We start from the raw sequence: 12749 nt of genomic DNA on the forward strand, positions 1-12749 counted from the left end.
AATGGATTTTCTAAAAACGTTTGAACAAGTTGTAAATCAGCAGCCAGAAAAAATTGCTTTTATTCATAGAGAGGAAACGATGACGTATCGTGCACTTGATTTATTAAGTGATGATTTGGGGCAGAAGTTATTACATTCGAAAAAACCACTCATCGTATACGGACATATGTCAAAATGGATGCTAGTAGGTATGATCGCATCACTTAAAGCTGGAATTGGCTATGTACCGATAGATGTGTCGATACCAAGTGAACGTATAGATAAAATAATCGATACAATCCAACCGGAATTTATCTTTGCGACAGAAGAATTAGCAACACCCATACAAACGATAACTCCAAGTGACGTTAAAGAAGAATACTATAATTTACCAGGTCTTAAAGCGGATGATGTAGCCTATACAATATTCACAAGTGGGTCGACAGGGATGCCAAAAGGAGTAACAATACTGAGTGAATCATTAAATGAATTTACAGAGTGGATGACATCTTTATACGAAACACAAGAAGAAAATTACTGGTTAAATCAGGCGCCTTTATCTTTTGATCTTTCGGTAATGGCCGTATACCCTTCACTAGCGACGGGAAGCACATTAGTGATGATTGACAAGGATATGATCAAAAAACCGATCGGCATTTATGAAACTTTAAAACGATATCCGATATCGGCGTGGGTATCTACGCCGTCATTCATGGAAATGTGTTTAATGCTACCGGAATTTGACGCAGTGCATCATAGTAATTTAAAGTATTTCTACTTCTGTGGTGAGGCACTCAAGCATAAGACAGCTGAAAGCTTAAAGTCCAAGTTTAATGATAGTCATATTTACAATACTTATGGTCCTACTGAAGCAACTGTTGCAGTGACAGGATTAGAAATAACTGAAGATGTACTGCACAAATATAACCCTTTACCTGTTGGATATGCACGACCAGGTGTTACATTATCTATTACCGATGATGAGCTGCACGTTCATGGTAATGCGGTAAGTACAGGTTATGTCAATGCGCCGGATAAGACTGCAGCGCAATTCTACCAAGATAAAGAACGTAGCTACCGTACGGGAGATAAAGCTAGACTTGAAGATGGACTATTGTTTATTGACGGGCGTATTGACTTTCAGATTAAACTGAATGGTTACCGTATGGAGCTTGAAGAGATAGAACATGTGATTACTGAGCAGGAAGGCATTAAGGCGTGTATTGTAACACCTGTTGAGAAACAAGGAAGAGTACAATACCTAATTGCCCATGTTGTTGCAATTAATCTTCAAGAAGCTACTGTTAAAGAAAAGCTAAAAAATGAATTGCCTGAATATATGATTCCAAGAAAGTTTAATGTGATTGATCAAATTCCTATGACTGCAAACGGGAAAGTAGATCGCAAAGCACTATTAGGTGATCGATAATGATACCTTATGGAGATTTTCAGTTTTTCTTTATAGCATTAGCACTATTGGTACCTGTCATAGTACTCGGTTTCTGTGGAAGAAGGAACCATTATTATAATTGGTTTGTTACAGTTATCATGCTGGTTTTAATCTTTAAAGATCCTAACAAGAACCTTTTTGGCATATCGATACTGTCGTTTGAGATGATTAGCTTTATTATATATATCATCTATCAACTTATTATAATTAGTAGTTATTTAAAGTTAGTAAAGCACAAAAATACCTTATCTTTGTTTATTATCTTTTTAGTGTTATCTATTGCCCCGCTGGCAGCTGTAAAAGTGATTCAAAGTTCACTATTTGGTTTTACAGGTCATCTAGGTGAATTTTCTATTAAATCATTGATTGGATTCTTAGGGATATCCTATATCATGTTTAAATGTATTCAAATAATTATGGAAATAAGAGATAGACGCATCAAAACACTTAATTTATTTGAAGTACTGAAGTTCTTAACCTTTTTTCCGACGATCTCTTCCGGTCCTATTGACCGATATAAACGATTTAATAAAGATATTGTGAGAGAGATAACTCAGGAAAAATATTCTGATCTTTTACAAAAAGCAATTCATTATATTTTTATTGGATTTTTATATAAATATATCATTGCGTATTTTATTAACCAGAAAGTAATATTGAATATAACTTTTGAGAATTCAGATTTATGGATGAAGATTATCTATATGTATGCTTATAGTTTCTATCTCTTCTTTGATTTTGCGGGTTACAGTTTATTTGCCCTTGCATTTAGTTATATTATGGGTGTTGAAACACCACCGAACTTTAATCAGCCTTTTAAAGCAAAGAATATCAAAGATTTCTGGAATAGATGGCACATGTCACTGTCTTTTTGGTTTAGAGACATGGTGTATATGCGTTTTGTATTCTTTATTTCAAAGAATAAATATATTAAGAATAACTTTACGACAAGCAATATAGGTTTTATGCTGAACTTTCTTATCATGGGTATCTGGCATGGCATTGAATGGTTTTATATAGCATACGGAATATACCACGGTATCTTATTTGTACTATATGGTTATTATGAACAATACCGAAAGAAACATCCTTATAAGCTACCAGTAAAAGTAGTGGATTTCATAGGAATTCTGATTACTTTCCACGTTGTGGCATTTGGATTTTTAATTTTTTCAGGAAAACTATTTTAGGAGTGAAGAATAATGGAATTTAAACAAGAAGTATTAGATGTAATCGCAGATGTAGCAGAAAACAATATTGTAAAAGAAAATCCGGACGTAAGAATATTTGATGAGAATATTCTTGATTCGTTTGCAACAGTCGGATTATTACTTGCATTAAATGATCGATTAGATATTGATCTCACAATCACCGACTTTGATCGTGATGAATGGGCAACACCAAACATGATAGCAGATGTATTAGAAGAATTAAGATGATTAAAAAGTTCTTACCGGCAATAATTGCCATTAGTCTATTTGTAGTTTTTTTAGCAATGCCATCTGACTATCTAAAAAGATATGTTCCTTTTAAGACAGTAACCGGTGATGGTGTCAATTTAAATGAAATAACGTTTAAGGGAAGTGCGATTCAGACAGAGATGTTCGAAGATAAGAAGTTCTACCCGATATTTGGTTCAAGTGAACTTGAGAAACGTGATCCCTTTCATCCGACGCATATATTCAAAGAAAAGAAATTCGGTAAAATCCCTTTTCTTATTGGGACAGGTGGATCTACCGACTTAATTCACGCCATTAATATTGGAAGTCATGCTGGGCATATCGAGAACAAAAAGTTTGCAATTATCATTTCACCACAATGGTTTACAAAAAAAGGACTGGAAGATAATAATTTTTCTGCACGATATTCTCAATTACAATTAGATAAACTATTGAGCAATCCAAATCTATCTCCAGACTTAAAGCATAGGATGAGTAAGAGATTAATGCATTTTTCTGCGACTAAGGATGATGAACAAGTTAATATGTATGCAAATAGTGAAGCGGATAATAGCGAAGTTTCAAGGGGCATCTATGAAAATCTTATGGAGAAAAATGATATTGTTAAATCAAAGTTCATGATTCCTGGAAATCGATTTAAAAAGAGAAAGCATCTCGATCTAGAACATAAATCTTGGGAAGAAATCAGAGATTTAGCAGTGAAATTTGGAAGTAGGCATGCAACTAACAATCCATATTTTATGAGAAATGAATATTTTGATATGATACAAAAACATCAAAAAAAATTATATAGAAATGGTGAGTTTTATATCAACTCTCAAGAATTTAACGACTTACAATTATTGCTTGATATTTTAAAGGAGAGCAAATCAGACCCGATATTTATCTCTATTCCTGCCAATGGAAAATGGTATGATCATATCAATATTCCACAATCTCAAAGACAGCCAGTATATGATAAAACCAACAAGAAAATCACTTCAGCTGGATTTAAACTCTATGATTTAAGTGATAAGGAGTACGAACCATATGTATTAAGCGACGCAGTACATATCGGCTGGAAAGGATGGGCGTATATAGATGAACAGATGGATAATCACATTCATCATCGTCCAATAACAACCCCATAAGTAAAATAAAATCCCAAATCAACAGTGTTGATTTGGGATTTTATTAAAATACTTGTTCAACCTCAACGACGCCAGGCACTTCTTCAAGTAATGCGCGTTCGATACCTGCCTTTAATGTGATTGTAGAAGAAGGACATGTACCACATGCGCCAAGTAAACGTAATTTTACGATACCATCTTCGACATCAACTAATTCGCAGTCGCCGCCATCTCTTAAAAGAAATGGACGTAACTTTTCAAGCACTTCATTGACTTGGTCAAACATTGTTTGCTGTTCAGTTGTCATAATAACTCCTTTCCAAGAGTATTACTATGTAATTACTCATTTCTTTAGTATAATCAATATAGCATATTTTAATGAAAAAATTAAGGGGGATGGCTTATAAATGATAAATGTTATCATCTATGGTGCCGATGTTGTGTGTGCAAGCTGTGTCAATGCACCGACGTCAAAGGATATTTATGACTGGATTCAGCCAAATTTAAAACGGAAATTTCCAGAGCTCGCATTTAATTTTAATTATATTGATATTAATAATAGTTCTAATTTAACGGATCATGATGAAAATATCATTGAACAGATTAACAATGATGAATTATTCTATCCACTGATTACGATGGATGATGAGATTGTTGCAGATGGTTACATTCAATTGCCGCAAGTAACAAAGTTTGTAGCGCAACATTACCGTTAAAGTATTAACGGATAGTATAAGAACCCATCAAATGATGGGTTCTTATACTATCCATTATGATATTTATATAACCAGAGTACACCTGACTTCATAAGTCGTGCAAGTCTTCCTGTAACGGTTTTTTCCATCAAGAATGCAAAGCCTTCTTTATCTCCTAATGAGCCCATGAATCCCTGAATTTTAAGTTCTGGCATTGTTTCAGGTAGCGATTTATTCTGCCATATATGTTTCATGACATCAACAATCTGTTCTGCTTGAAGTTCCGCAAGTTGTGCACTCGGTGCATGTGGTAGTGCAGCACAGTCGCCTACTACGAAGACATTGCGATGCTCTGGTATTTGGTGATACTGATTCACTTTTACACGATTACCTTCAGCAAGTTCAACAGGTAGTGTACGAACTAATTCTACAGGCTGGATGCCTGCGGTCCAAACGCAAATGTCTACATCATAGGTGATGTCATTATTATAAAGTTTCCCTGGCTCCACCTTAACAACATTAGAGTTCGGTATCACTTCGACGTCGTTCTTATCGAACCATTTCTTTACATACGTACTCAACTTCTCTGGGAATGCAGGAAGTATGCGTTCACCACGATCAAATAATCGAATCTTAAGATCCTTTCTTGATTCTCGTAGCTCACTTGCGAGTTCTATCCCACTTAAACCGGCGCCTACAATTCCAACGCAGCTGCCATTTGGTAAGTCAGCAATCGCTTGATATGTTTTGCGTGCTTTCGTCATCGTCTGAATACTGTAGGTATATTCTTCAGCGCCTGGTACGTTGTGATACTTATCTTCACAGCCGAGTCCAATAACGAGTTCATCGTAATCTACATGATTTTCACCGAGTGAAATAATCTGTTTATCCAAGTCAATATGTGTTACTTCCCCGAAGACAATATTCAGACGTTTGTCCTTTGGGAATTCTACACGTACATCTTTATCCGATTCCGTTCCAGCTGCAAGTGCATAGAACTCCGTCTTAAGTCCGTGAAATGGTATCTTATCAATCAAAGTAATATTGTACTCATCCGGTAACGTATTAGGCAAAAGACGTTGCATAATACGCATATTACCGTATCCCCCACCAAGTAACACTAAATTTTTCATTGTATTCTCCCCATTTATAAGTCAAAGTTCTATAGTTTTTGTACAATTTAAATTATAATATAGTTTGACTTTAATTTATAGCCATTGTAAGTTTCTCGCTATAAAAAAACTTAATGATTCTTGATAAGTAATAGTTATCATGAAAAAAGGATGATCAGATGAATCCAATCGTAGAATTTTGTATTTCTAATTTAGCTAAAGGTGGCCAGGTCGTTTTTGATGAGTTGTCTCAGGATGAGCATCTGGACGTACTTGAATATGGCTGTCTGACTTATTGCGGGCAATGTAACGAGAGTCTATATGCACTGGTTAATGGTGATATCGTTACTGGTGAGACGCCTGAAGCGTTAAAGAAGAATATTTATCAGCACATAGAAGAAACATGGATTTTTTAGGAGGTAATGCAATGTCAACAGTAATATTAACAGAAGCAGCAGCATATGAAGTAAAATCGATGATGCAACAAAACGGTATGCCGGAAGGTTACTTAAGAATTTCAGTCAAAGGTGGGGGCTGTACCGGATTATCATACGGTATGAGTGCAGAGGAATCACCATCAGATAATGATGAAGTACATGATTTCTATGATGTAAAGGTACTTGTAGATAAAGCCGATGCACCGATATTGAAAGGAACAACTGTAGATTTTAAACAATCATTAATGGGGGGCGGCTTTGCAATCGAGAATCCGAATGCAATTGCTTCATGTGGTTGTGGCAGCTCGTTCAGAACGAAAGACGTCGCTGGTACGCCTGAGAACTGTTAAGCAGTTTTTATTTTGCTTGTATATGCTTGAATTCAAAGTGTAAAAGGATTATTATAAAAGATGGAACACTTAAAATTATATTTGTGACATATATCACATGATTATTGGAATAAAATTATATAAGAATGGGTGAAATCGATGGGTTTTGAGAGAAAGAGAGTTGTGATTTTAGGTGGAGGTTACGCTGGATTACAAACAGCTACTAAACTTCAAAAATTAGTAAGTTCACAAGATTGTGATATTACGCTTATTAATAAGAATGAATATCACTATGAATCAACTTGGTTACATGAAGCATCTGCAGGTACACGTGCATATCAAGATTGTCTATATCCGATTGCGAGTGTTTTAAATCAGTCTAAAGTTGACTTTGTTACTGCTGAAGTTACAAAGATTAACAAAGATGAAAAGACAGTTGAAACGTCTAAAGGTACGTTCAATTTTGATATTTTAGTCGTAGCATTAGGTTTCGAATCTGAAACATTCGGTATCACTGGTATGAAAGAGCATGCCTTCCAAATCGAGAATATCAATACTGCACGTCGTATTGCTACACATATTGAAGAGCGTTTTGCGCATTATGCAAACAGCGCAGACAAAGATGATAAGGACTTAGCAATCTTAGTTGGTGGTGCAGGATTCACTGGTATCGAATTATTAGGTGAACTTGCTGAACGTATTCCTGAATTGTGTAAAGAATACAATATCGATCAGTCTAAAGTTAAAGTGACATGTGTAGAAGCAGCACCAAAGATGTTACCGATGTTCTCTGAAACATTAGTGAAATATGTTGTAGATTATCTTGAAGCACGTGGTGTTGAATTCAAGATTGCAACACCTATCGTTGCAGCAAACGAAAATGGTTTCGTTGTTAAAGTTGACGAAAAAGAAGAACAGCTTTATGCAAACACAGTAATTTGGGCTGCGGGTGTACGTGGTTCTAAATTGATGGAAGAATCATTTGACGGCGTTAAACGTGGTCGTATCATAGTGCGTGAAGATTTACGTATCGACGGTTACGATGATATCTTCGTTATCGGTGACTGTTCAGCAGTGATGGCTGGCGAAGGTGACAACAAACGTCCATTGCCAACGACAGCTCAACTTGCAATGCAACAAGGTGAATTTACTGCAGATGCAGTTAAACGTTTATTAAACAATGAGAAATTAGCTACTTTCGAATATGATGATAAAGGAACAGTATGTTCTTTAGGTTCACATGATGGTGTAGGTGTTGTATTCGGTAAAGAAATTACTGGTAAGAAAGCAGCATTTATGAAGAAATTAATCGATACACGTGCTGTATTCAAAATTGGTGGTACAGGTGTAGCGTTCAAAAAAGGTAAATTTCTATAATCGCTATAGAATTTGCACTAAGAATCTAAGTTTGTAGGGATGGGATGCAATGTCCCATCCTTTTTATTTATATAAAGTGGTGAAGAGATGAAAAGAGATAAAGTATGGCTTGGCGTTAGTGGCCTTGTAATAAATGAGCAAGGTGAATGGCTTGTCGTTACGAAGCAGTATGGGGGTATGAAAGGAATGTGGAGCTTTCCTGCAGGTTTTGTCGATAATGGAGAGACTGCAGACCAGGCAGTATTAAGAGAAATATATGAAGAGACGGGTATTGAAGGTTCTGTTGAAGGTGTAATTGGATTACGTACAGGGGTAATTAAAGATATCATTTCAGATAATATGATCATCTTTTTAGTACGTCCTGCACATACAACGATTCGTCAAGACATTCCTGACGAAGAGATTAAAGATGTACAGTTCCGTAGCACTGATGATTTATATCAAGATGATTACTGTAGCCCCATGGTTAGAGCGCTGATTGATGAAATGCAGGAACCTTTGCGTTTAAAGAGTACGACTTCGCCGGGCCCACAGTTTAACTATACACATTATCATTTATTTTTATAGGAGGATTCAAGTGACAGCATTATTACAATTAATTATATCTACTATCTTGTTTTTTGTATTGTTTTTCGGAATAGCGTTTATTCTCAATATGCTGTTAAAATCTACGTGGATTATGACAGCGCTTTATCCTTTTGTCGTATTTGCGATTGTGGATAAGATTTCTACAGCAGATTATATACTGAAACCAAAATTTGCATTCAACCAGCTTATACGTGGAATCACACATTTGATGCCTGCCGATATTCTAATGTTATCCGGTGGACTCATCGGTGCAATTACTGCAGGGTTTGTGATTCGCAATTTACGTCGTAGCGGTTACAGTATGTTTTAGAGGTGAACAGATGAATAATGAAATTAAGGCACATATAGCAAGCTATATGTGTTTTTTACCATCACAAATAAGCCAGTTGAAACCTTATATTGATAACGATATATTTAATGATATTAAGACGGTATATCCGTTGCATAGTAACGAAATTATCATCAGAGAAATTAATGGTAAGCATTATACTTTAATTCCATGTGGTAATTTAAAACACTACCAATTCAGTGATGTAAGAAAGCTGATGCACAAAATTAATACGCTTCACTCAATACATGTAGAAGTGAGCGTCGATTTCACATTGCTCTCGCATTATCTTGACAATGAATTGGTCAGCATGATTTCAGAACTGATACAGAAGAAGCAAAAGAAAGAGGTAATAAAAGCTGAAACGATGCTTTATGATGCAGCGGTATATCATCATAAAGCATTTGAAATCGAACGTTATTTTCCGCTCTCTTATGACAAAATAGAGCACGTAGAAGAAGTGATCGGAGATAATGAACGACTCTATATTATTATTAGTCAACCCGAAAGTGCGCTCTATCATGTTGAACTGAAGCATGAAGATATGATAAAGATAGTTTATCAGTCTGATACACAATTAGCGACGAGAATTGCATATAATAACCGTCTGCTTGAAATCGATGCACCCGTACCATATGCTATCATCTATGATGCACTCAGTTATGCAAAGCAATATAGAAAAAAGCCCGTAATTCTGACGCACCTTAACGACGAAGCATGTATAACAATCAGTGGAACATCAAGCACATATATCGATACTTTGATTGGTTTATCACTTCCTATTCGCTTTCGTTATGATGTGGCAGCAGCGGAGTCTGTACTGACAGAAGCTACAGCAGGAAAGTTGCTGTTTGATGAAAGTAAATGGTTTCACTGGATTGATCTCGGACAATATTGGAATTTGACAAGCTATTATCAGTATATTTTAAATAAATTAGTTAAATCGGTTGACGAAAAGTAAAAATTACTTTAGTATGCTAATATATTAGAGAACTAAAGTGAGGTTGAGAAGATGAATGCAGTTTTAATCGCAGTACTTGTAATGGTTATATTAAGTTTATGTCGACTGAATGTCGTGCTGTCATTATTTATCGGTGCACTAGCAGGAGGGCTTGTTTCTGGACTCGGGATAGATAAGACGATCGTTACCTTTACAGGAGGAATTGTCGACGGTAGTGAAGTTGCACTGAGCTATGCATTGCTCGGAGGGTTTGCAGCGATATTATCTTATAGTGGTATTACAGATTATTTCGTTGAAAAAATTATCAATATGCTTAAAAGGGATAACACAGTAAAGACAAGAACAGTTACGAAAGTGACGATACTTGTGTCACTGATTAGTATTGCATGTATGTCTCAAAACATTTTACCGGTACATATTGCCTTTATTCCAATTATTATTCCGCCACTTTTAAGTTTATTCAATGAACTCAAAATCGATAGACGATTAATTGCGGTAATCCTTACGTTCGGATTAAACTTTCCGTATGTGCTGATGCCATATGGTTTCGGTTATATCTTCCATGGCATTATCAAAAAAGGTTTTGATAAAGCAGACCATCCTATAGAAATGAACCAGATTTTCCCTGCGATGATTATTCCATCGTTAGGATTTGTTATCGGGTTAATACTAGCGTTTATAATATTCAGGAAACCACGCGAATATAAGAGGGTTCAATTTAAAGAAGAAGCTCCGAGAAAAGCATTGAAACCATACGTTGTCATGGTTTCTATAGTAGCAATTGCTGCAACCTTTCTAGTACAGCTTACGACAGAATCCATGATTTTCGGTGCACTGGCTGGGATTCTAGTATTCTTCCTGTCATTTGCATTTGACTGGAAGACACTTGATGACGAACTTGTCTCAGGCATCAAGATTATGGCATATATCGGTGTCGTCATGCTCACAGCGAATGGATTCGCCAGTGTAATGTCAGCAACAGGTGATGTTGAACGTTTAGTTGCGGGTATGGTAGGCTTTACAAGTGGCTCAAAAGTATTGACGATTATATTTATGTTAATCGTCGGACTGATTGTAACACTTGGTATTGGATCATCATTTGCAACCATTCCGATTATTGCAGCATTATTTATTCCACTTGGTGAATCTATCGGTTTATCAACTGCGGCAATAATCGCAGTTATCGGTACGGCCGCTGCTTTAGGAGATGCAGGTAGTCCTGCTAGTGATTCTACGTTAGGTCCAACCGCTGGATTGAATATGGATGGTCAGCACCATCATATTTGGGATACATGTGTACCGACATTCCTATTATTTAATATACCGTTAATTATTTGTGGGTTTATCGCTGCAATGATATTATAGTTAAAAACGATAGGAGTCTATATGGAAGCGATTCATCAGTTATTTGAACAGAACAATTTATTGAACCACTTAAATATGAAGTTTCACTCTTTCGATGGTCAGACGATAGTACTTACGATGCCAGTCATTGAAGAAGTGACGCAGCCTTTTGGTTATCTCCATGGAGGTGCGACTGTCGCCTTATGTGAAACAGCCGCTTCACTCGGGTCAAAACTTCTCGCTTCAGACGATGAAATTCCGCTAGGATTAGAAATCAATGCCAATCACATCAGAAGTGTGAATAGCGGGACAGTAGAAGTACGTGCGAGCATCGTCCACAAAGGTCAGTCTGCACATGTTTGGCAGATGGAAGTAGTTCAAGGCGAAACACTGATCAGTATTAGCAGAGCGACCATTGCAATCAAGAAGAAGAAATAAAACAAACGCATCCGTTAAAGTTACGGATGCGTTTGTTCTATATTCTGATTTATTTAACGTCCTTTAAATCATCTCTAACTGTACTATCCGTATACTTCGTACCACTATAATAGGCACTGCGCATAATAAGATGAGATCCAATAGGTCCTGTCGTAAAGATAAATAAAATTGCAAGAAGTAATGTCGGTTCAAAGTGATGATCTCGTGCCAGGAAGTGTAAGAAAACACCGAACATCATAGACATGACACCTAGCGTTGATGATTTACCTGCAGCATGCGCTCTTGTATACACATCAGGAAGACGAATAAGCCCGATTGCACTGACACATGACAGCAGTGCACCAATCATAATAAAGATAATGCTAATGATCTGTACGATTGTTACGATCATATTCAACGATCTCTCCTTTTTGCATAAATTTCGCAAACGCTGTTGTGCCTAAGAAAGCGAGAACTGCAAGTAACATGATAATACTAATGAAATACTTTGTATTTAATAATACTGAAAATAAGGCGATCATTGCCATCAGTGAAATGCCTAATGCATCCAGACCGACCACGCGGTCTGCTAGCGTAGGACCTTTTATTACACGGTAAAGTATTCCGAGCATCGCAAAAGAAACGAGAATCAGTGCGATAATAATTATTAAATCCATATTGATCATTGGATACCAATCTCCTTTATCGCTTTTTCAAAAGACTGTTTGATCCCTTCACATTCAGATTCGATATCACTAAAATCAATCGAATGAATATAAAGTTTAGATTTATCATCACTCACAGCAACAACGACTGTACCAGGTGTAAGCGTGATGAGCAGAGATAATAGGCTAATCTCCCAGTCTTTTCTTAAAGATGTCTCATATGTGAAAAATGCAGGTTTTATATCGATTTTTGGTGACATAACAATCTTTAAGACACCGATATTTGCTTTAAAGAGTTCAATAATAAAAATTGCAAATAATCGTAATACTTTAAGAAACGGAATGAGATAAAATCCACCTGGCAGGAATGGACGCATAATATACAGTGCAAACAATCCAAACAGATATCCTAATATTAAATTGCCAAGTGAAGCTGAGCTGGTCATGATCACCCACATGATCATGAGTCCAATATGAATAATAAGTTGTATTGCCATA

The 12749-nt window shown here is 36.2% G+C and carries 18 protein-coding genes; 13 read left to right on the forward strand and 5 right to left on the reverse strand.

What is annotated here, in order from left to right:
* The first annotated feature begins 1 nt into the window (after position 1).
* The 4 genes from dltA to dltD are packed head-to-tail and all read left to right on the forward strand — an operon-like array spanning position 2 to position 4019.
* The gene (dltA, locus tag KYI10_02975) at positions 2-1408 is read left to right on the forward strand and encodes a D-alanine--poly(phosphoribitol) ligase subunit DltA (GenBank protein QYA33415.1); all 1407 of its coding nucleotides are present in this window, start codon (positions 2-4) and stop codon (positions 1406-1408) included.
* Positions 1408-2619 (forward strand): D-alanyl-lipoteichoic acid biosynthesis protein DltB, encoded by a 1212-nt coding sequence (dltB, locus tag KYI10_02980; protein QYA33416.1) that lies wholly within the window; start codon positions 1408-1410, stop codon positions 2617-2619. Before dltA ends, dltB begins: the two co-directional genes overlap by 1 nt.
* Before the next feature lie 12 nt (positions 2620-2631).
* Complete coding sequence (gene dltC, locus KYI10_02985) at positions 2632-2868, forward strand: D-alanine--poly(phosphoribitol) ligase subunit 2 (protein ID QYA33887.2); 237 nt, start codon at positions 2632-2634, stop codon at positions 2866-2868.
* On the forward strand, positions 2865-4019 hold the full coding sequence (gene dltD, locus KYI10_02990) for a D-alanyl-lipoteichoic acid biosynthesis protein DltD (GenBank protein QYA33417.1): 1155 nt from the start codon (positions 2865-2867) through the stop codon (positions 4017-4019). The genes dltC and dltD overlap by 4 nt, the downstream gene beginning before the upstream one ends.
* Before the next feature lie 43 nt (positions 4020-4062).
* Here dltD and KYI10_02995 read toward each other — a convergent pair whose 3' ends face one another.
* Positions 4063-4305 carry a NifU family protein gene (locus tag KYI10_02995; GenBank protein QYA33418.1) on the reverse strand — a complete coding sequence of 81 codons (243 nt, stop codon included), beginning with the start codon at positions 4303-4305 and terminating at the stop codon, positions 4063-4065.
* 100 nt (positions 4306-4405) lie between these two features.
* Here KYI10_02995 and KYI10_03000 point away from each other — a divergent pair, with 100 nt between their 5' ends.
* Complete coding sequence (locus KYI10_03000) at positions 4406-4714, forward strand: YuzD family protein (GenBank protein ID QYA33419.1); 309 nt, start codon at positions 4406-4408, stop codon at positions 4712-4714.
* A 47-nt stretch (positions 4715-4761) separates the two neighbouring features.
* Here the strand turns inward: KYI10_03000 and KYI10_03005 are convergent, their stop codons facing one another.
* Positions 4762-5826, reverse strand: coding sequence for an NAD(P)/FAD-dependent oxidoreductase (locus KYI10_03005; protein ID QYA33420.1), 1065 nt, complete (start codon positions 5824-5826; stop codon positions 4762-4764).
* Between the two features lie 158 nt (positions 5827-5984).
* On the opposite strand from KYI10_03005, the gene KYI10_03010 reads away from it, so the two are divergent.
* The 8 genes from KYI10_03010 to KYI10_03045 all read left to right on the forward strand — a co-directional run bounded on the left by KYI10_03010 (position 5985) and on the right by KYI10_03045 (position 11607).
* Positions 5985-6221, forward strand: a complete 237-nt coding sequence (locus KYI10_03010) for a YuzB family protein (GenBank protein QYA33421.1) — start codon at positions 5985-5987, stop codon at positions 6219-6221.
* Between the two features lie 11 nt (positions 6222-6232).
* Entirely contained in the window at positions 6233-6592 is a 360-nt protein-coding gene (locus KYI10_03015) for an iron-sulfur cluster assembly accessory protein (GenBank protein QYA33422.1), read from the forward strand.
* Between the two features lie 138 nt (positions 6593-6730).
* Positions 6731-7948, forward strand: a complete 1218-nt coding sequence (locus tag KYI10_03020) for an NAD(P)/FAD-dependent oxidoreductase (GenBank protein QYA33423.1) — start codon at positions 6731-6733, stop codon at positions 7946-7948.
* A gap of 87 nt (positions 7949-8035) precedes the next feature.
* A complete protein-coding gene (locus KYI10_03025) occupies positions 8036-8515 on the forward strand; it encodes an NUDIX hydrolase (protein ID QYA33424.1) in 480 nt (159 codons plus the stop codon).
* A gap of 10 nt (positions 8516-8525) precedes the next feature.
* Positions 8526-8846: a YuiB family protein gene (locus tag KYI10_03030; protein ID QYA33425.1), complete on the forward strand. Its 321-nt coding sequence runs from the start codon at positions 8526-8528 to the stop codon at positions 8844-8846.
* A gap of 10 nt (positions 8847-8856) precedes the next feature.
* On the forward strand, positions 8857-9825 hold the full coding sequence (locus KYI10_03035; protein ID QYA33426.1) for a hypothetical protein: 969 nt from the start codon (positions 8857-8859) through the stop codon (positions 9823-9825).
* A gap of 51 nt (positions 9826-9876) precedes the next feature.
* Complete coding sequence (locus KYI10_03040; GenBank protein ID QYA33427.1) at positions 9877-11190, forward strand: Na+/H+ antiporter NhaC family protein; 1314 nt, start codon at positions 9877-9879, stop codon at positions 11188-11190.
* Positions 11191-11211: 21 nt separating this feature from the next.
* A complete protein-coding gene (locus KYI10_03045; GenBank protein ID QYA33428.1) occupies positions 11212-11607 on the forward strand; it encodes a PaaI family thioesterase in 396 nt (131 codons plus the stop codon).
* Between the two features lie 49 nt (positions 11608-11656).
* On the opposite strand, the gene mnhG is transcribed toward KYI10_03045, so the two are convergent.
* From mnhG to KYI10_03060, 3 genes are read right to left on the reverse strand one after another with little or no spacing between them, the layout of a single operon-like run.
* Positions 11657-11998: a monovalent cation/H(+) antiporter subunit G gene (gene mnhG, locus KYI10_03050; GenBank protein ID QYA33888.1), complete on the reverse strand. Its 342-nt coding sequence runs from the start codon at positions 11996-11998 to the stop codon at positions 11657-11659.
* Positions 11970-12269 carry a Na(+)/H(+) antiporter subunit F1 gene (locus tag KYI10_03055; protein ID QYA33889.1) on the reverse strand — a complete coding sequence of 100 codons (300 nt, stop codon included), beginning with the start codon at positions 12267-12269 and terminating at the stop codon, positions 11970-11972. Before KYI10_03055 ends, mnhG begins: the two co-directional genes overlap by 29 nt.
* Positions 12269-12748, reverse strand: coding sequence for a Na+/H+ antiporter subunit E (locus KYI10_03060; protein QYA33429.1), 480 nt, complete (start codon positions 12746-12748; stop codon positions 12269-12271). The genes KYI10_03055 and KYI10_03060 overlap by 1 nt, the downstream gene beginning before the upstream one ends.
* Between the last annotated feature and the right edge of the window lies 1 nt (position 12749).

The organism is Macrococcus sp. 19Msa1099 (assembly GCA_019357535.2).
In the GTDB taxonomy this organism is placed as follows: domain Bacteria; phylum Bacillota; class Bacilli; order Staphylococcales; family Staphylococcaceae; genus Macrococcoides; species Macrococcoides psychrotolerans.